This is a genomic window from Methylobacterium sp. Leaf113 (assembly GCF_001423325.1).
Lineage (GTDB): Bacteria > Pseudomonadota > Alphaproteobacteria > Rhizobiales > Beijerinckiaceae > Methylobacterium.
The window spans coordinates 24,008-42,530 of record NZ_LMNJ01000018.1 but is presented as its reverse complement, the minus strand read 5'-3'; the positions used below and the strand labels follow the sequence as shown (position 1 = coordinate 42,530).

Annotated in this window: 20 protein-coding genes; 15 read left to right on the top strand and 5 right to left on the bottom strand. The window is 71.1% G+C overall.

The window, feature by feature from the left end; translation table 11 throughout:
* Positions 1–31: 31 nt before the first annotated feature.
* Entirely contained in the window at positions 32–982 is a 951-nt protein-coding gene (locus tag ASF60_RS13055) for a DUF3108 domain-containing protein (RefSeq protein WP_244478418.1), read from the bottom strand.
* Positions 983–1,149: 167 nt separating this feature from the next.
* On the opposite strand from ASF60_RS13055, the gene ASF60_RS13050 reads away from it, so the two are divergent.
* The 6 genes from ASF60_RS13050 to phnE (ASF60_RS13025) all read left to right on the top strand — a co-directional run bounded on the left by ASF60_RS13050 (position 1,150) and on the right by phnE (ASF60_RS13025) (position 5,965).
* Positions 1,150–1,716, top strand: a complete 567-nt coding sequence (locus ASF60_RS13050; RefSeq protein ID WP_244478417.1) for a DUF1045 domain-containing protein — start codon at positions 1,150–1,152, stop codon at positions 1,714–1,716.
* An 11-nt stretch (positions 1,717–1,727) separates the two neighbouring features.
* Positions 1,728–2,360, top strand: a complete 633-nt coding sequence (locus ASF60_RS13045) for a DapH/DapD/GlmU-related protein (RefSeq protein WP_056185306.1) — start codon at positions 1,728–1,730, stop codon at positions 2,358–2,360.
* A gap of 89 nt (positions 2,361–2,449) precedes the next feature.
* Positions 2,450–3,250 (top strand): phosphonate ABC transporter ATP-binding protein, encoded by an 801-nt coding sequence (gene phnC, locus ASF60_RS13040; RefSeq protein ID WP_056185303.1) that lies wholly within the window; start codon positions 2,450–2,452, stop codon positions 3,248–3,250.
* Between the two features lie 29 nt (positions 3,251–3,279).
* Entirely contained in the window at positions 3,280–4,206 is a 927-nt protein-coding gene (gene phnD, locus ASF60_RS13035) for a phosphonate ABC transporter substrate-binding protein (RefSeq protein WP_056185300.1), read from the top strand.
* 32 nt (positions 4,207–4,238) lie between these two features.
* Complete coding sequence (phnE, locus tag ASF60_RS13030; RefSeq protein WP_056185297.1) at positions 4,239–5,117, top strand: phosphonate ABC transporter, permease protein PhnE; 879 nt, start codon at positions 4,239–4,241, stop codon at positions 5,115–5,117.
* Complete coding sequence (gene phnE / locus ASF60_RS13025) at positions 5,114–5,965, top strand: phosphonate ABC transporter, permease protein PhnE (protein WP_056185295.1); 852 nt, start codon at positions 5,114–5,116, stop codon at positions 5,963–5,965. The genes phnE (ASF60_RS13030) and phnE (ASF60_RS13025) overlap by 4 nt, the downstream gene beginning before the upstream one ends.
* Positions 5,966–6,007: 42 nt before the next feature.
* On the opposite strand, the gene ASF60_RS13020 is transcribed toward phnE (ASF60_RS13025), so the two are convergent.
* On the bottom strand, positions 6,008–6,916 hold the full coding sequence (locus ASF60_RS13020; protein ID WP_056185292.1) for a LysR family transcriptional regulator: 909 nt from the start codon (positions 6,914–6,916) through the stop codon (positions 6,008–6,010).
* Between the two features lie 89 nt (positions 6,917–7,005).
* Between ASF60_RS13020 and ASF60_RS13015 the strand changes: the two genes are divergently transcribed.
* On the top strand, positions 7,006–7,449 hold the full coding sequence (locus tag ASF60_RS13015; RefSeq protein WP_056185288.1) for a PACE efflux transporter: 444 nt from the start codon (positions 7,006–7,008) through the stop codon (positions 7,447–7,449).
* Here the strand turns inward: ASF60_RS13015 and ASF60_RS13010 are convergent.
* A complete protein-coding gene (locus tag ASF60_RS13010) occupies positions 7,389–8,447 on the bottom strand; it encodes a hypothetical protein (RefSeq protein ID WP_244478416.1) in 1,059 nt (352 codons plus the stop codon). The two genes, ASF60_RS13015 and ASF60_RS13010, sit on opposite strands and share 61 nt — an antisense overlap.
* A gap of 406 nt (positions 8,448–8,853) precedes the next feature.
* Positions 8,854–9,600, bottom strand: coding sequence for a phosphonate metabolism transcriptional regulator PhnF (phnF, locus tag ASF60_RS13005; protein ID WP_056185285.1), 747 nt, complete (start codon positions 9,598–9,600; stop codon positions 8,854–8,856).
* 133 nt (positions 9,601–9,733) lie between these two features.
* Between phnF and phnG the strand changes: the two genes are divergently transcribed.
* The 8 genes from phnG to phnN are packed head-to-tail and all read left to right on the top strand — an operon-like array spanning position 9,734 to position 16,053.
* Positions 9,734–10,177, top strand: coding sequence for a phosphonate C-P lyase system protein PhnG (phnG, locus tag ASF60_RS13000; RefSeq protein WP_082507940.1), 444 nt, complete (start codon positions 9,734–9,736; stop codon positions 10,175–10,177).
* Positions 10,177–10,845 carry a phosphonate C-P lyase system protein PhnH gene (gene phnH / locus ASF60_RS12995; RefSeq protein ID WP_082507939.1) on the top strand — a complete coding sequence of 223 codons (669 nt, stop codon included), beginning with the start codon at positions 10,177–10,179 and terminating at the stop codon, positions 10,843–10,845. Before phnG ends, phnH begins: the two co-directional genes overlap by 1 nt.
* Positions 10,836–11,957, top strand: a complete 1,122-nt coding sequence (locus ASF60_RS12990) for a carbon-phosphorus lyase complex subunit PhnI (protein ID WP_056185280.1) — start codon at positions 10,836–10,838, stop codon at positions 11,955–11,957. Before phnH ends, ASF60_RS12990 begins: the two co-directional genes overlap by 10 nt.
* Positions 11,954–12,871 carry an alpha-D-ribose 1-methylphosphonate 5-phosphate C-P-lyase PhnJ gene (locus ASF60_RS12985; protein WP_056185278.1) on the top strand — a complete coding sequence of 306 codons (918 nt, stop codon included), beginning with the start codon at positions 11,954–11,956 and terminating at the stop codon, positions 12,869–12,871. The genes ASF60_RS12990 and ASF60_RS12985 overlap by 4 nt, the downstream gene beginning before the upstream one ends.
* A complete protein-coding gene (gene phnK, locus ASF60_RS12980) occupies positions 12,871–13,641 on the top strand; it encodes a phosphonate C-P lyase system protein PhnK (protein WP_056185275.1) in 771 nt (256 codons plus the stop codon). The genes ASF60_RS12985 and phnK overlap by 1 nt, the downstream gene beginning before the upstream one ends.
* The gene (phnL, locus tag ASF60_RS12975; protein ID WP_056185272.1) at positions 13,638–14,357 is read left to right on the top strand and encodes a phosphonate C-P lyase system protein PhnL; all 720 of its coding nucleotides are present in this window, start codon (positions 13,638–13,640) and stop codon (positions 14,355–14,357) included. Before phnK ends, phnL begins: the two co-directional genes overlap by 4 nt.
* Positions 14,354–15,517 carry an alpha-D-ribose 1-methylphosphonate 5-triphosphate diphosphatase gene (locus ASF60_RS12970; protein WP_443136759.1) on the top strand — a complete coding sequence of 388 codons (1,164 nt, stop codon included), beginning with the start codon at positions 14,354–14,356 and terminating at the stop codon, positions 15,515–15,517. Before phnL ends, ASF60_RS12970 begins: the two co-directional genes overlap by 4 nt.
* Positions 15,517–16,053 carry a phosphonate metabolism protein/1,5-bisphosphokinase (PRPP-forming) PhnN gene (gene phnN, locus ASF60_RS12965; protein WP_200935907.1) on the top strand — a complete coding sequence of 179 codons (537 nt, stop codon included), beginning with the start codon at positions 15,517–15,519 and terminating at the stop codon, positions 16,051–16,053. The genes ASF60_RS12970 and phnN overlap by 1 nt, the downstream gene beginning before the upstream one ends.
* Positions 16,054–16,177: 124 nt before the next feature.
* Here the strand turns inward: phnN and pnp are convergent, their stop codons facing one another.
* Positions 16,178–18,349: a polyribonucleotide nucleotidyltransferase gene (pnp, locus tag ASF60_RS12960; protein ID WP_056185267.1), complete on the bottom strand. Its 2,172-nt coding sequence runs from the start codon at positions 18,347–18,349 to the stop codon at positions 16,178–16,180.
* Between the last annotated feature and the right edge of the window lie 174 nt (positions 18,350–18,523).

The following is an 18,523-nucleotide window of genomic DNA, read 5'->3' as shown; positions in this document are numbered from 1 at the left end:
CGTCGCGCAGGCCCGGGTTCCGGCCGCGTTCCTAGCGGGCGTTCGGCAGCCGCACCGTGACGCCGGGCCGGCCGGCCTGCGCCCCACCCTGCGCCTGCGCTTCGGCGGGCGCATCGGCCGAGGCCGGCGGCGGGCCGCCCCAGCGCGTCGCCTCGATGTGCACCGTGCCCCAGCCGGTGGCGACCGTGATCGACACCGGCAGCAGCAGCGTCCCGTCGAGGATCGGCGCGAAGCGCACCTGGATCTCGTCGTTGTCGGCCATGCGCCGGACATTGCTGCCGCCCGAGCGGTGCCCGGAGATCGGCACCCAGCGCACCCGGCACGCGAGGGCGGGTCCCTGGTAAGCGCCCTCGGTCACCGCCACGAGAGTGCCGCGGGACAGCACCAGGTCGGCACGCGTCGCCCCGTCGAAGACGGCGATACGCCGGTCGCACAGGCCTGGCTCCAGGGGAGCAGGGCCGAGTGGAATCGTCAGCATGGTCAGGGGATCGACCACGCCGACCCGGTCCTCCGGCGCCACCGGGACGCGGTCCGTGCGCGGGGCCGGAGGCGGCTCGACGCTGGCGCTGCGCACGCGGCCGCCGGCGAGATCCAGCGCGACCGCGACCGGCTTGCCGCCGTAGCGGCTGTCGACCCGGAAGGTGGCGGTCACCGCGCCGGCGCGGGTCGTCGATCCGGCGACCACGGCCTTGCCGACACCGTCGAAGAAGACGCCCGCGAGCCCGTGCAGGGCCGCGTCGAGTTCGAGGGCGTAGCGGTCTCCGGCCCGCTCGACGATCAGGGTGGCCTCGCCGGCCTGCAGGTTGAGGACGCTCAAGCCATAGACGACGCTGAAGCGGCGCGTGGGCGCATCGCCCGCGGCCTGCGCGCAGGTCGCGCCGGCGCCGAGCGCCAGCCCCGCCAGGACCGGGGCGTATCTGTGCCTGCGACCGGACACCGGCGTCATGCCCCAGCGCGCCAAGGGCGGCGCAACGATTGTCATATCAACGTCCGGCCCAGGTAGTATGCGCGCTTCGGCACCTCTCGCGCCGTCCGGGACACCCCTCGTTGGACCGATACGCTCTCTACTTCACGCCCGCTCCGGGCTCGGCTCTGGCCGCTTTCGGGGACGCGATTCTGGGTCCAGGTCCAGGGCTAGGTTCCGTGCCCGTGCCCGGGGCGCTCGCGGATCTCGTCGCCGCCCACACCGCCGCGCCGCGCGTCTACGGCTTCCACGCCACCCTGAAGGCGCCGATGCGGCTCCGTCCGGGCATGACCGAAGCCGATGTCTTCGCGGCCGCCGAGGCCCTGGCGGCGCACCGGGCGCCCCTGCCCGCCGGTCCCCTGCGGGTGGCCGCCCTCGGCGATTTCCTCGCTCTGGTGCCGGCAGCAGCGCCCCCCGCCCTCAGCCTTCTCGCCGCCGAGTGCGTCGCCGCCCTTGATCCCCTGCGCGCGCCCCTGACCGACGCCGAGCGGGCCCGCCGCCGTCCCGAACGCCTCGACCCGCGCGGCCGGGCGCTGCTGGAGCGCTGGGGCTACCCGCACGTGTTCGAGGCCTTCCGCTTCCACATGACGCTGACGGAGCGGCTGAATCCGGAGGCGCGGGCGGCCGCCCTGCCCGTTCTGGCCGAGGCCGCCGCCGGTCTTCCGGACCTCGTGATCGATGGGGTCAGCGTGGTCGGACAGGCCGGCGCCGCGCCGTTCCACCTGTTGCGCCGCCTCCCCTTCCGCCCCTGAAGGAACACCCGATGGTCTCCGACCGCCTCGGCCTCGAACCGGCCGTCCACCCCACGGCTCAGCTCTGGGATTGCCGCCTCGGCCGCTACACCGAGGTCGGCGCGCGCACCCGCCTCAGCGAGACGCATCTCGACGATTATTCCTACATCGCCGAGGACGGGCAGGCGAACTATGCCACTGTCGGCAGGTTCTGCTCGATCGCCTCGCACGTGCGGATCAACCCCGGCAACCACCCGATGGAGCGGGCCTCGCAATCCCACTTCACCTATCGGGCCAGCGCCTACTGGCCGGGGGAAGCGCAGGACGAACCGGCCTTCTTCGCCCGGCGCCGCGCCCTGCCGGTCACCATCGGCCACGATGTCTGGATCGGCCACGGGGCCGTGATCCTGGCCGGGCGCACCGTCGGCACCGGGGCGGTGGTGGGCGCCGGCACGATCCTGACCCGGGATGTCGCACCCTACACCATCGTGGTCGGCAATCCGGGCCGCGTCGTGCGCCGCCGCTTTCCGGAAGCGATCGCCGAGCGTCTGCAAGCTTTGGCCTGGTGGGACTGGGACCACGCGCGCCTGGGCCGTGCCCTGCCAGACTTCCGGTCCCTTGGTATCGAAGCTTTCCTCGAGCGCTACGAAGGCGAAGACACCTGACTCCGTCTTTCGTTTAGCCGAACAACTGTCATGAACCTGTCGCGCGGGACGGGTTTACCGGCGTTCATCGTGAATAGCCGGATACCCGCATGCTGATCCTCGAAGATCTGACGCGCCGCTACGGCGACCGCCGCGCCGTGGACGGCGTCTCGCTCGCCATTCCCCGGGGCCGCTTCGTCGGTGTGATCGGGCGCTCCGGGGCCGGCAAGTCGACCCTGCTGCGGATGATCAACCACCTGGCAGAGCCGACCGGCGGCCGCATCCTGTTCGACGGCCTCGACGTCACCGGCCTCAAGGGCCGCGACCTGCGGCGCTGGCGCACCCGCTGCGCCATGATCTTCCAGCAGTTTCACCTCGTCGGCCGCCTCGACGTGCTCAGCAACGTCCTGATGGGCCGGCTTTCCGAGGTGCCCCGGCACCGCTCGCTGCTCAAGCTCTGGTCCGAGCGTGAGCGCGCCCTGGCGCTGGCCGCCCTCGACGCCTTCGGCATGGGCGACTTCGCCGGCCACCGGGCCGACCAGCTCTCCGGCGGCCAGCAGCAGCGCGTCGCCATCGCGCGGGCGATGATGCAGGCCCCCGACCTGATCCTGGCCGACGAGCCCGTGGCCTCCCTCGACCCGCGCAACACCCGCATCGTCATGGACGCCCTCGCCGAGGCCAACCAGCGCCACGGCATCACCGTGCTGTGCAACCTGCATTCCCTCGATCTCGCCCGCACCTATTGCGACCGCCTCGTCGGCCTCGCCGATGGCCGTCTCGTGTTCGACGGCGCCCCCGCCGACCTGACCGAGGACGTCGCCCGCCAGCTCTACGGGCTGGAGGCGGGCGAGGTCATGGACGCGCCCGCGCCCGCCCGCCGCGCGCCCTACCCCGCCGCCCTCGTCGCCTGATCCTGAAGTCAACCATCCGGAAGATTGCCATGCTGACCCGTCGATCCCTCGCCGGAGCCCTCGCGCTCGCCCTCCTCGCCGCTCCCGCCGCCGCGCAGGACTGGAAGGTGGCCTATCCGGAACTGACCCTGGCGGTGATCCCCGCCGAGAACGCGTCGGGCACCACCGATCGCTACGCGCCGATGACCGCCTATCTGTCGAAGGCTCTCGGCGTGCCGGTCAAGCTGCGCATCGCCAACGACTACGCCGCCGTGATCGAGAGCCAGCGCGCCGGCAACGCCCAGCTCGCCTTCTACGGCCCCGCCTCCTTCGCCCGCGCGGTGATGACCGGCGTCAAGGTCGAGCCCATCGTCAACCAGCGCCACAACACCGGCGCCTCGGGCTACTACTCGGTGATCTACGTGCGCGCCGACAGCCCCTACAGGACGATCGAGGACCTGAAGGGCAAGAACCTTGCGCTGGTGGACCCCAATTCCACCTCCGGCAACCAGGCGCCGCGCTTCTTCCTGAGCAAGGCCGGCTACCCGGTCGACACCTTCTTCGGCAAGACCGTCTATGCCGGCAGCCACGAGAACGCGGTTCTCGCCCTGGTGCAGGGCACCGTGGACGCCGCCGCCAACCTCTACAACACCGACACCGACACCATGGTCACCCGCATGGCCGCCAAGGGCATGCTGAAGAAGCCAGACGGCACGCCGATGAGCCAGGCCGATTTCCGCGTGGTGTTCAAGTCCGACTTCCTGCCCGAGGGCCCCTTCGCCATGCTGTCGAGCCTGCCGGACGCCTTGAAGACGACGATCCGCGATGCCCTGGTGGCCCTGCCCACGGCCGACAAGGCGGCCTTCGACCGGCTCTCGGACGGCAAGGACCAGGGCCTCACGCCCGTGACCCTGAAGGACTACCAGCCGGTCATCGAGATGCTGAAGTTCAACGACGACCAGCGCCGCAAATCGTGAGCGCACCCCGTGTGAGCCGCCGGTGACGGCCGATGCCTGAGCGGATCACGCCCCTGCCCCCGGACCGGGCCGCCCTTCTGGCGGGGGCCTATGACGGCGCCGTCGCGGCGACCCGGCGCCGGATCTGGGCCGGCCTCGCCGTGCTCGCGGTCCTCACCGCCCTCGCCGCCCAGGCGGCCGAGGTGCGCCCGCTCGTGCTCGCGGCCCATATCGGCCGGTTCACCGACTACATCGTCCAGATCCTGCCCCACCTGACCCTGGGGAACCTGCGGGGCGATCTCGCCGAATGGTACTGGGGCTGGCCGAAATGGCTGGCGCTTCTGGGCGAGACCCTGCTGATGGCCTATCTCGGAACCCTGCTGGGGGCGATCGCCGGGTTCTGCCTGTGCTTCTCCGCCGCCGCCAACGTCACGGGAAGCCGGACGACCTGCTTCCTGGTGCGGCGCGGGCTCGAATTCTGCCGCACGGTGCCGGAGATCGTGTTCGCGCTCCTGTTCGTCATCGCCTTCGGCCTCGGGCCGATGGTGGGCGTGCTGGCGCTGGCGATCCACAGCACGGGGGCGCTGGGCAAGCTGTTCTCGGAGGTCGTCGAGAACATCGACATGAAGCCGGTGGAGAGCCTGACCGCGGCCGGGGCCGGGCGGATCGAGACCCTGCGCTTCGCCGTGCTGCCGCAGGTGCTGTCGAACTTCGTCTCGTACGGGCTGCTGCGCTTCGAGATCAACGTGCGGGGCGCCGGCGTCATGGGCTTCGTCGGGGCCGGCGGCATCGGGCAGGAACTGCTCGTGGCGATCCGCAACTTCTACTACGCCGACGTCAGCGCGATCCTGGTCCTGATCATCCTCACCGTGATGGCGATCGACCTCGGCACCGAGCGCCTGCGCCACCATCTCCTCGGAAGCCTGCGATGACCGGTCCCGACTTGAGCCCGGCCGAGATCGCCGCCCTGCGGCAGCGCTTTCCGGAGAGCTTCCGCCCGGCCTGGCGCGGCCGCCTCGTCGCGGGCCTGGCGCTCGCCGCCCTCGCGGCGCTGTCGGGCTACGCGCTGGTGCGCCTCGATTTCTCCGCCGCCCGCCTGCTCGCCGGCCTCGGCCGCCTCGGCGAATTCAGCCTGCTGATGCTGCCGCCGGAGGCCGGCGGACGGGCCTGGACCTTCCTGCAGGCTTTGGCCGAGACCCTCGGCATCGCCTTCATCGGCACGCTGACGGCGGCCCTCGTGGCCTTTCCGATCGCATTCCTGGCCGCCCGCAACGTCGTGCCGAACCCGTTCGTGCATGTCACCGTCCGGCGCGGCCTCGACGTGGTGCGCTCCGTCGACGTGCTGATCTGGGCGCTGATCTGGATCAACGTGGTCGGGCTCGGCCCCTTCGCGGGGGCGCTCGCCATCGCGTGCGCGGATGTGGGGGCGCTCGGCAAGCTGTTCTCGGAAGCCGTCGAGACCGTCGACGGCAAGGCCGGCGAGGGCGTCTCCGCCTCCGGCGGGGCCGAATTGTACCGCATCCGCTTCGGCCTGATTCCCGCGGTGCTGCCGGTGCTCGGCAGCCAGGTGCTGTACTTCTTCGAATCGAACACCCGCTCGGCCACCATCATCGGCATCGTCGGCGCGGGCGGCATCGGCCAGTACCTCACCGAGCTGATCCGCGTCCTCGAACTGCGCCAGGTCGCTTTCCTGATCCTGATGATCCTCGTCACCGTGGCGATCATCGACGTCGTCTCCGGACGCCTGCGCCGGGCCCTGATCGGCGGCGCGGCGCGCTGAGGCCGAACGCCGAACGCCGAACGCCGACCCCGGCCTCCCCCGTCAGCCCGGCAGGCCGTCCCCCGAGACGGGGCCGATCCGCTCGGCCGCGAAGCGCGCGCGCAGCCAGGCGGCGGCGGGGCCGCAGGGCCGCTGCTTGTGCCAGACCAGTTCCAGGGCGATCGGCCAGTCGCCCGCGTCGAACTGCAGGTCCGGCGTGACGAGGTACGGCGCCGTCAGCGACGAGGCGATGACGTGGTCGGTGACGAAGGCCCAGCCGATCCCGTGCTTCACCAGCTCCAGGATCACCCAGTGGCTCTCCACCCACCACACCTCGGCGGCCACCCGCAGGCGGCGCTTCTCCGGCCCGTCGCTGCGCGCGGCGACCAGGATCTGGCGGTGGCGCTTCAATTCCTCCCATTCCACCCGCGCCTTGGCGAGCGGGTGGTCGCGTCCGCACACGAGCTTGAGGGGCACCCAGCCGATGGTCTGGAAGCCAAGCTCCGTGGGCAGCACCTCCTGGCGCCACATCACCCCGAGATCGGCGGCGCCGGACTGCACCATGCGGCTGACATCCTCCATCAGGGGGAACAGCAGCTCGAGTTCGACGAAGGGAAAGTGCCGGGCGAAGTCGGCGAAGAGCGCGCCCAGGGCATGCTCCGGATACAGCTCGTCGATGGCCACCACGAGGCGGTTTTCCACCCGCTGCTCCAAGCTGCGGGCCACGCCGATCAGGTGCTCGCGCCGGTCGAGCACCACCCGCGCCTCCAGCAGGAGCCGCTCCCCCGCCGGGGTGAGCACCGGGTTGCGGCCCGCCCGGCTGAACAGCGTAACCCCGAGATCGGCCTCAAGATTCGCCACCTGGGTGCTGACGGCCGACTGCGCCTTCTGCAGCATTCGGGCGGCGCCGGAGAAGGACCCGGCCTCGGCCGCCGCCACGAAAGCCTGGAGCTGATCGAGCGAGACGGCCATCTATCTGATCCTCAGATACCTACTAACTTGTCGAACCGGGTATCGCAGATAGAAGACCCGCAACCAACGCGGCTTTTCGAGACCTCTTCATGCGCAGCACCCGTGACCGTATCCGCCACGCCCTCCTGTTCGAGCTGTTCGGGCTGGCCCTGATGATCCCGCTCGGCACCGTGCTGTTCGGCCTGCACGCCTCCGACATGGGGGTGATCGGCATCGGCAGCGCCCTGATCGCGACGGCCTGGAACTACGTCTACAATCTCGGCTTCGACCGGGCGATGCAGCGGCTGACCGGGCACACCCGCAAGAGTCTCCTGCTGCGGGTGGGGCATGCCGTGCTGTTCGAGGCGGGCCTGCTGATGATCCTGCTGCCGCCGATCGCCTGGTACCTCGGCATCGGCCTGATGGAGGCCTTCTTCATGGATCTGGCGATCGCGGCCTTCTACGTGGCCTACGCCTTCGTCTTCAATCTCGCCTACGATCGGGCCTTCCCCCTGCCGAACTGGGGCAAGGTCGCGGCCGGGCCGTCCGTCTGAGCGAGGGCCGTCATGCCCGCGTTCCTCTCCGCGTCCTCCTGCATCGCGGGCGGCCTCTTCTGTGCTGCGGGGCCCTCCCCTTCCCCGGCAGGCAATACGGCCTCCGGTCGGTCGGCGACGAAACGCGCGGCGATCCCCGAGAATTCGGGCGTCCGGAGATAGCCGTAGGACTTGTGCGGGTTCGGCGTCCCGTCGGGGCGCCGATAGCCGTTGACGACCCGCTGGTCCGCGACGCCGACGCCGCGTTCGCTGGCAGCGTAGTCCGTACCCAGGGACCCCATGATGGCGACCACGTCCTCGCCATCGGCCAGGTTCGTCCAGGCCGCGACGTTGTTCGGCACGCGGAGCGGGCCGTGCTCGCCCTCGAACTTGAGCTTCACCTTCGCCAGACCCAGGGGCGAGGCCGCCGTGACGAGGTGGTCGATGCGCAGGGCGGGGTCTTCCCGCTCCAGCATCCGCAAGACGTCGTAGGCGATGACCGATCCCATCGAGTGCGCCACCAGCAGGATGCGATGGCTGCGGAACGCCTTCAGGCGCTCGCTCAGCCGCGCCCGGACCCGGCGGGCGAAGTCCCGCTCGGCGTGGTAGTGCCAGAGGTCGTCGAAGCGATGCTCCAGGATCACGTCGTCCACGAGGGTGAGGCCGGTCGCCTCCTCGACCGCATCGATCCCGGCATAGATCGGCGCCAGCACGGCGTTGGCGGTGAGCACCGGCGCCGCGTCCCCGTCGGGCAGCGGCCCCGTCCCGTCATAGGGCCGGTACGGCTCGCGGTTGCCGTCCTCGGACAGGGGCGCGTCGTAGCGGAGGTCGGCCCAGTAGACGAACTCGAACCGGAAGGCAGGCTCGGCGAGGCCCTGGTTGCGCGCGAGGCCCTCGCTGACCGCCGCCTTCCACCAGCGCGTCTTCTCGTCTGCGGGCGGCTTGTTCGCCAGGCCGTGGATGCCGATGACGACGCAGTCGCGCTCCACGGGTCCGCTCTCCACGGGTCCGCTCTCCATGGGTCCGCTCTCCATGGGTCCGCTTGGTTCCTCTCGACGACGGCGCGCCGGTCGCGCGCGACAAGCGGAACGCCGAGCCCCCCGGCAGGGATGCATCGGGCCGGCGGATACGGGGACGCAGGCCACCGCCAGCTCCCGAATCCGTCCGATCCGACATTCGGCTGATCGCCTCGGAGGGTGCCAGCCAGACCTCGCTTCCTCGCCGGGCGGACTCACACATCCACGTTTTGGGAAGCTCGACCACGTTTTAAGAAGCGCGACGCGTCGCTCTCCCCCTTGTGGGGAGAGGTCAGGAGTGGGGGTGGTTGGGTGACCCGGCGGATCGCGGGAAGGCCCGAGATCCGCTCGGAGGAGGGCCGCGTCGCGTCGAGAGGCGTGACGATCGTAGGCGCCACGCAGGCGACGATCACTCCACCACCAGTTCCACCCGGTCGGCGGCGAACAGGCTGCGGGTGGCCTGGATGCGAAGGCCCGCCCCGTCCACGTTCACGCTCGACAGGGCGATGAGGGTGCGGCCGGGGGCGATGTCGAGGCGCGCCGCCTCCTCCGCCTCGGCGGGGCGGGCGCCGATCCGGGTCGAGAGCCGGGTGTAATCGGCGACCCCGAACTCCGCATACGCCCGGGTGATCGAACCGCTGGCGGCGTAGGCCGCGTCGAATCCGGCAAAGCGCGGCAGCGGCAGACAGGTGCGGGCCGTCGAGATCGGCGCGCCGTCGGCGCGGTGCACGGTCCGCAGTTCGAGGATCGGGACGCCGGGGGCGATCGCCAGGGCCTCGGCCCAGCCCGCATCGGCCGGCACGGTCGCGGCGGCGATCAGGTCGCCCCAGGCCTCGCGGCCGGTGCGCGAGACGATCTCCGAGAATCGGGTGCGCGGGCCGATCGGATAGGGGATCGGCCCCTGCTCCACGAAGCTGCCCCTGCCCTGCGTGGTGCGGACCAGCCCGCCCTCGGCAAGCACGCCCAGCGCCCGGCGCACCGTGTGCCGGTTCACGCCGAAGCGCGCGGCGAGCGCCGATTCCGAGGGCAGTTGCCCCCCGGCGGCGAAGACCCCGCTTCGGATCTCCTCCGCCAGAGCGTCGGCGATCTGCCGCCAGGCCGCCAGGCCGGCGCCCCGCTGGAGGGCCGTCACGCCGGTGTCGCGCACCTCATTCATGGATGGCTCGCACGAATTACCCGCATGACGTCCTCGAAAGCCCTTGCGTTCGCTCATCCGCTTGTCTAGACGTATAGACAGGTTTGGAGACCGATCGATGCCGAGCGCCAGCCAAACACCACCTGAGCTCCCGATGCCAGACCCCGCCGCCCGGCAACGCGCGATGGCTCGGGCCGGACAGGCCAACCTGGACGAACTGCACGCGGCCCTGGCGCAGGCCGGCGCGAACCCGGTGGCCGAGGATCTGCGCCGGCCGGAGACCGGACTGGTCATGGTGCGCGGCCGAATCGGCGGCGACGGCCGGCCCTTCAACGCCGGCGAGGCCACGGTAACCCGGGCGGCGGTGCGCCTGCCCGGCGGCGAGACCGGCTTCGCCTACCATCTCGGCCGCGACCGGGACCGCGCCCGCCTCGCCGCCATCGTGGATGCCCATTGGCAGCGCCCGGAGGCACGGCCCGCCCTCGATGCGGCCCTGGCCGCCATCGCCGAACGCCGGGCGGAGGCTGCGGCGCAGGCCGCCCGCAAGGTCGCGGCGACGCGGGTGAACTTCTTCACCCTGGCGCGGGGAGAGGATTGATGGCTCAGACTCACACCCAGGCCCTTGCCAAGACCCAGGCCGAGACTCTTTCCCAAACTCGGACTCTTGCCCGCGGCTTCGCCGATCCCGTCCATGAGGGGCAGGCAGTGTTCCGCGCCGCGATGGAGGCCTTGAGCCGGCCCGGCCGCCTCCGCCCCCTGGCCACCGCCCTGGTGCCCCCGGCGCCGCTCACGCCGGAACTCGCGGCGCTGGCCCTGGCGCTCATCGACGCCGACACGCCGGTCTGGCTCGATGCACCGCTCCGGGCCGAGCCGGCGGTCGCCGCCTTCCTGCGCTTCCACACCGGGGCGCCGCTCGTCGACGCGCCGGATCGGGCCGCCTTCGCGCTGATCGCCGATCCGGCCCGTTGCCCGGCCTTCACGGACTTTGCGCCCGGTACCCCCGCCTACCCGGATGCCTCCGCCACGCTGATTCTCGCCGTCGAGACCCTGTCCGACGAAGGCGGCCCCGCCTTCGCGGGGCCGGGCATCCGCGGCACCGTATCGTTCGACGCGTCGCCCCTGCCCGCCGACTGGGCGTCGCGCTGGGCCGCGAACCATGCGGCCTTCCCCCTGGGCCTCGATCTCCTGTTCGTCGCCCCCGGGTCCCTTGCCGGCCTCCCGCGCTCGACCCGTCCCGTCGCCCCGGAGATGTCCCCATGTACGTAGCCGTGAAGGGCGGCGAAGCCGCCATCGACAACGCTCACCGGCTCCTGGCCGAGGCCCGGCGCGGCGACCCGGCGGTGCCCGATCTCGGCGTGGCGCAGATCCGCGAGCAGATGCGCCTCCTGGTCGACCGGGTGATGACCGAGGGCTCGCTCTACGATCCGGATCTCGCCGCCCTCGCCCTCAAGCAGGCCCGGGGCGACGTGGTCGAGGCGGTGTTCCTGGTGCGGGCCTACCGCACCACGCTGCCGCGCTTCGGCGCCACCGCGCCCGTCGACACCGGCGCGATGACGCTGACGCGGCGCATCTCCGCCACCTTCAAGGATCTGCCCGGCGGGCAGGTGCTGGGTCCGACCTTCGACTACACCCACCGCCTCGTGGATTTCGCCCTGGGTGACGGCGCCGATCCGGTGCCGGCCGCCGAGGCCGAGCCGGAGGCCGACGCCGCCGTCTGCCCACGGGTCACCGACCTCCTCGGTCAGGCCGGGCTGCTCGAGCCCTCGCCCCCGGACGCGGGCGCCCCCGTCGGCGACCTCACCCGCGAGCCGGTGGACTACCCCGCCGATCGGGCCGTCCGCCTTCAGGGGCTGGCGCGGGGCGACGAGGGCTTCATCCTGGCGCTCGGCTACTCGACGCAGCGCGGCTACGGCCGCACCCACCCCTTCGTCGGCGAGATCCGGGTCGGGGCGGTGGCGCTCGAATTCACGCCGGAAGAGCTGGGCTTCCCGGTCTGCCTCGGCGCGGTCGATCTGACCGAGTGCCAGATGATCAACCAGTTCCACGGCAGCGATGCGGTGCCGCCGCAGTTCACCCGGGGCTACGGCCTCGTCTTCGGCCAGGGCGAGCGCAAGGCCATGGCGATGGCCCTGGTGGACCGCTCGCTCCGGGCCGCCGAGCTCGGCGAGCCCGTGGTGGTGCCGGCCCAGGACCAGGAATTCGTGCTGGCCCATTGCGACAGCCTGCAGGCGACGGGCTTCGTCGAGCACATGAAGCTGCCGCACTACGTCGATTTCCAGGCCGAACTCGATCTCGTCCGGCGCCTGCGCGCCGAGCATGCCGCCCGGGCGGCCGATTCGGTCCCGGACGAATCCGCCTGGCCGGAGGCCGCCGAATGAACCCGCAAGGTCCCGTCTCCGTCACGGTCTCGGCCGGCACCGGCTACAACTTCGCCTATCTCGACGAGGGGACGAAGCGGATGATCCGCCGGGCCATCCTCAAGGCCATCGCGATCCCCGGCTACCAGGTGCCCTTCGCCGCCCGCGAGATGCCGATGCCCTACGGCTGGGGCACCGGCGGCGTGCAGGTCACCGCCGCGATCCTGGGCGCCGCGGACGTCCTCAAGGTGATCGACCAGGGCGCCGACGACACCACCAACGCGGTCTCGATCCGGCGCTTCTTCACCGCCACCGCGGGCATCGCCACCACGACCCGCACGGCGGAGGCCACCGTGATCCAGACCCGCCACCGCATCCCGGAAGCGCCGCTCGCCGAGGGTCAGGTCCTCGTCTACCAGGTGCCGATCCCCGAGCCCTTGCGCTTCCTCGAGCCGCGCGAGACCGAGACGCGCCAGCTCCACGCGTTGGCCGAATACGGCCTGATGCACGTCAAGCTCTACGAGGACATCGCCCGCCACGGCCACATCGCCACCACCTACGCCTACCCGGTGGAGGTGGCCGGGCGCTACGTGATGGACCCCTCCCCGACGCCGAAATTCGACAACCCCAAGATGGACGACTGCCCCGCCCTCCAGCTCTTCGGAGCCGGGCGCGAGAAGCGCATCTACGCGATCCCGCCCTACACCCGGGTGCGCAGCCTCGACTTCGAGGACCATCCGTTCCGGGTCCAGAGCTTCGACCGCCCCTGCGCCTTGTGCGGCGCCGAAGGCGTCTATCTCGACGAGGTCGTCCTCGACGATGCCGGCGGCCGGATGTTCGTCTGCTCGGACACCGATCATTGCGAGACCCGCCGTGTTGAGACCCGCCGTGACGAGACCTGCCGCGCCGACGGCCATACCGGAGAGGCCGCGTGATGGAACCGCTCCTGACCGTCGAAGGCCTGACCAAGCGCTACGGCCGGCGCCTCGCCTGCGACGGCATCGGCTTCAGCCTCGACCCCGGCGAGGTCCTGGCAGTGGTCGGCGAATCGGGCTCCGGCAAGTCGACCCTGCTGTCGCTCATCGCCGGCGAGGTCGCGGCCGATGCGGGCTCGGTGTCCTACCGCATGCGCGACGGCGAAACGCGTGACCTCGACGCGTTGAGCGTGGTCGACCGACGCGCGCTGATGCGCACGGATTGGGGCTTCGTGCGCCAGGACGCCACCCAGGGCCTGCGCATGGCGGTCTCCGCCGGCGGCAATGTCGGCGAGCGCCTGATGGGGGTGGGCGACCGCCATTACGGCCGCATCCGCGCCACCGCCCTCGACTGGCTCGCCCGCGTCGAGATCGCCCCCGACCGGGTCGACGATCCGCCGACGCGCTTCTCCGGCGGTATGCGCCAGCGCCTGCAGATCGCCCGCAACCTCGTCACCGCGCCCCGTCTCGTGCTCATGGACGAGCCGACCTCGGGCCTCGACGTCTCGGTCCAGGCCCGCCTCCTCGATATGATCCGGGGTCTGGTGGCCGAGCTCGGCCTCGCGGTGATCATCGTCACCCACGACCTCGCCGTGGCGCGCCTGCTCTCGCACCGCGTCCTCGTCATGCGCGCGGGCCGGGTGATCGAGACCGGTCTGACCGACCAGGTCCTGGACGACCCCCAGGCCGCCTACACCCAGCTCCTCGTCTCCTCGGTGCTCGCCGCATGACGCGTCACGCAACGATGCCCCTCCTGGTTTTCGACAACGTGGCCAAGAGCTTCACCCTGCATCTGCGCGGCGGCGCCGTGCTGCCGGTGATCGCCGACGCCACCCTGGCGGTCCATCCGGGCGAGTGCGTCGTGCTCGGCGGCGCCTCGGGGGCGGGCAAGTCCTCGCTCCTCAAGATGGCTTACGGCAATTACCGCTGCGCTGCCGGCGCCATCCGGGTCCGCGATCGCGAGCGCATCGTCGACCTCGTCACGGCCGCACCGCGTGAGATCCTGGGCCTTCGCCGCACCACCCTGTCCTACGTCTCGCAGTTCCTTCGGGTGATTCCCCGCGTCAGCGCCCGCGCCGTGGTGGAGGCCGCCGGCCGCGAGGGCGGCCTCGGCCCCGAGGCGGCCCGCATCCGGGCGGGCGACCTCCTAGCCCGTCTCAACCTGCCTGAGCGCCTGTGGGCCCTGCCTCCCGCCACATTCTCGGGGGGCGAGCAGCAGCGGGTGAACATCGCCCGCGGCCTCATCGCCGAGCGGCCGATCCTCCTCATGGACGAGCCGACGGCCTCCCTCGACGCGCAGAACCGTGCCGTCGTGGTGGACCTCATCGCCGAGAAGCGCGCCGCCGGCACCGCCATCCTCGGCATCTTCCACGATGCGGACGTGCGCGAGGCGGTGGCGACCCGGATCGTCGACGTCGCCGCCTTCCGCGGAGCGACGGCGGCATGAAGCGGGAACAGGCAAGCATGACGGACCGGGTCGAAATTCTCGAGAACGCGCGCCTGGTTCTGCCCGACCGGGTCGAGACCGGCTGGCTCGCGGCGGTCGACGGGCGCATCGCCGAGATCGGCACCGGGCGCGCGCCCGAGCGCGGCCTCGACTGCGCGGGCGACACCATCATCCCGGGCCTCGTCGAACTCCACACCGACCATCTGGAGAGCCACTACGCCCCGCGCCCCGGCGTGCGCTGGCATCCCCTCGGGGCGGTGCTGGCCTACGATGCCCAGATCGCGGCGTCCGGCATCACCACGGTGTTCGATTCGCTGCGGGCCGGCACCGATCCGGACGGCAGCGGCCTCGGCACCGAACTGGAGCTTCTGGCTGCCGCCCTGGCGGAAGCCCAAGGTGCGGACCTGTTCCGGTCCGAGCACCGCACCCATCTGCGCTGCGAGATTCCCTCCACCGACGTGGTCGGGACCGTGCGCGCCTTCGCCGAGCGCTATGCCATCGGCCTGCTGTCGCTGATGGACCATACGCCGGGCCAGCGTCAGTTCCGCGATGTGGCCAAGTACTACGTCTATGCCGGGCGCGGCGGTCGCTCCCTGGAGGAGATCAAGCTCAGCACCGAGCGCAAGATGCGCGACGGCCATGCCCTCAACGCCGTGAACCGGCCCGCCCTGGTGGCGCTGGCTCGCGAACGCGGCATCCCGCTTGCCAGCCACGACGACACCACGCTGGCCGACGTGGCGCTGTCGCGCGACGAGTCGGTGGCGCTCGCCGAATTCCCCACCACCCTGGAGGCGGCCGAGGCGTCGCACGCGGCCGGCATCACCGTGATGATGGGGGCACCCAATCTGATCCGGGGCGGCTCGCATTCGGGCAACGTCGCGGCTCATACCCTGGCGGAGGCCGGTATCCTCAGCATCCTGTCCTCGGACTACGTGCCGGCAAGTCTGCTGATGGCCGCTTTCGGCCTGTCCGAGCGCGTGCCCGGCATCAGCCTGCCTGACGCCATCGCCACCGTGACGGCCAATCCGGCCCGCGCCACCGGCCTGACCGATCGCGGCCGACTGGAATCGGGCCTGCGCGCCGATCTCGTCCGGGTCCGCCTCGCCCGGGGCGTGCCGGTCGTGCGCCAGGTCTGGCGCGCCGGCGAGCGGGTGGTGTGATGCCCGGCGGCTTCGCCCTCGTGGTCGGCCCGAGCGGGGCCGGCAAGGACACCCTGTTGCGGCTGGCGCGGGACGCGCTCGCCGGCGATCCCCGCTTCGTCTTCCCGCGCCGCCTCATCACCCGGGCGCCCTCGGCCCACGAGGACAACGTCGCCCTCACGGAGGAGGCCTTTTCCGCGGGCGCCGCCTCCGGTGCCTTCGCTCTGCACTGGCGGGCCCATGGCCTGGGCTACGCGATCCCCTCCGAGACCGTGGAGCAGGCCTGGGCCGGACGGGTGGTGGTCTGCAACGTCTCCCGCCGGATCGTTGACGAGGCTCGGCGGACCTTGCCGCATGTCGGCGTCGTCGCCATTACGGCCGCGTCCGACGTGCTCGCCCAGCGCCTGGCGGCCCGCGCCCGGCCCGAGGACGGTGATCTGCGCAGCCGCCTCGAGCGCGTCGTCCCGATCGAAGCCGCGTGCACGATCTGGAACGATCGCGACCCTGGCAGCGCCGCCGCGGCACTGATCGCCCACCTGCGCGAGCGGGCGGCCTGAACTTCAGTCGGTCCGGGGCCGAGGCCGTTCCTCCGAACGATAGAGAGCGCGGCCCTGGCGGGACCGCGCTCTTTCTCGTTTCGGACCATCGCCGGGCGCTCGCGCACCCGGCTCAGGCTGAAGCTTACGCCTCCTGGCGGGGTCCGCGGGCGCGGTCCTGCTCGGCGTTGCGCTCGGCCTTGAGCTTCTCGGTGAGGTCTTCGCCGGTCTCCTGGTCGACCACCTTCATGGACAGGCGGATCTTGCCGCGATCGTCCTGGCCGAGGAACTTGACCTTGACCTTCTGGCCTTCCTTGACGACGTCCGTCACCTTGGCGACCCGCTGGGCGGCGAGCTCCGAGATGTGGACGAGGCCGTCCTTGGCGCCGAAGAAGTTCACGAAGGCACCGAACTCCATCGTCTTCACGACGGTGCCGTCATAGATCATGCCAACTTCGGCTTCCGCCACGATGGAGCGGATCCAGTTGTAGGCGGCCTTGATGGCCTTGCCGTCGCTGGAAGCGATCTTCACCGTGCCGGTGTCGTCGATGTTGATCTTGGCGCCGGTCTTTTCGACGATCTCGCGGATCACCTTGCCGCCGGTGCCGATCACTTCCCGGATCTTGTCGGTGGGGATCTGCATGGTCTCGATGCGCGGTGCGTACTCGCCGAGCTCGGGACGGGCGTCGGTCAGGGCCTTGGCCATCTCGCCGAGGATGTGGACGCGGCCTTCCTGCGCCTGGTGCAGGGCGACCTTCATGATCTCTTCGGTGATGCCCGCGATCTTGATGTCCATCTGCAGCGAGGTGATGCCGGCTTCCGTGCCCGCCACCTTGAAGTCCATGTCGCCGAGGTGGTCCTCGTCGCCGAGGATGTCGGACAGCACGGCGTAGCGCTCACCCTCGAGGATGAGGCCCATAGCGATGCCCGCCACCGGACGGCGCAGGGGCACGCCGGCATCCATCAGCGACAGCGAGGCGCCGCAGACGGAGGCCATCGAGGAGGAGCCGTTGGACTCGGTGATCTCGGACACGACGCGGATCGTGTACGGGAACTCGTGGGCCGGCGGCAGCACGGGATGCACGGCGCGCCAAGCGAGCTTGCCATGGCCGATCTCGCGGCGGCCCGGGGAGCCCATGCGGCCGGTCTCGCCCACCGAGTAGGGGGGGAAGTTGTAGTGCAGCAGGAAGGTCTCCTTGTAGGTGCCTTCCAACGCGTCAATGAACTGCTCGTCCTCGCCGGTGCCGAGGGTGGCGACCACGAGGGCCTGGGTCTCGCCGCGGGTGAACAGCGACGAGCCGTGAGCGCGGGGCAGCACGCCGACCTGGGATTCGATCGGGCGCACGGTGCGCACGTCGCGGCCGTCGATGCGCGAGCCGGTGTCGAGGATGTTCCAGCGCACGACCTTGGACTGCGCTTCCTTGAACGCGGCCTTGACCTTCTCGGCCGGGAACTTCGCCTCGCCCTCGGCAGGGCAGAGGGCGGCCATCACCTTCGCCTTGACGGCGTCGACAGCGGCGTAGCGCTCCTGCTTGACGGTGTTCTTGTAGGCAGCGCGCAGATCGGACTCGCACACGTCGAGGACGGCCTGCTCCACGTCGCCGTTCTCGGGAGCCTGGAAATTGCGGGGCTCCTTGGCGGCCTTCTCGGCCAGACGGATGATCGCCTCGATGACCGGCTGGAAATGCTTGTGGCCGAACATCACGGCGCCGAGCATGATCTCCTCGTCGAGTTCCTTCGCCTCGGACTCGACCATCAGGACGGCATCCTGGGTGCCGGCGACGACGAGATCGAGGGTCGAGGCCTCGAGGTCGGCCACCAGCGGGTTGAGGCTGTACTGGCCGTTGGCATAGCCGACACGGGCGGCGCCGATCGGGCCCATGAAGGGCACGCCCGACAGGGTCAGGGCGGCGGAAGCGGCGACCATCGCGAGGATGTCGGGATCGTTCTCAAGGTCGTGGGTCAGGACGGTGACGACGACCTGGGTGTCGTTGCGCCAGCCCTCGACGAAGAGGGGGCGGATCGGGCGATCAATGAGGCGGGAGACCAGGGTCTCCTTCTCGCTGGGCCGACCCTCGCGCTTGAAGTAGCCGCCGGGGATGCGGCCGGCGGCGTAGGCGCGCTCCTGATAGTTCACCGTGAGGGGGAGGAAGTCGATGCCGGCCTTAGGCTCCTTGCCGGACACCACGGTGGCGAGCACCGAGGTCTCGCCGTAGGTCGCCATGACGGAACCGTCGGCCTGGCGGGCCACCTTGCCCGTCTCGAGGACGAGCTTGCGGTCGCCCCACATCAGCTCTTCGCGTTGGATATCAAACATATGTCTAGCCTTCCTGCGGTCGGGCGAACCCGGCGCCGTCAGGGGCAAGATGGCGGGGGGCGCCGCGCACCGTGCCCCCCGCGATCCTGTCCCCGACGCATCCGCCTTCAAGTCGCCCGGGTTTTCGAGTGGCCGAACCCATTCCGGCAACCCGAACTGTCAAAACGCGGTCCC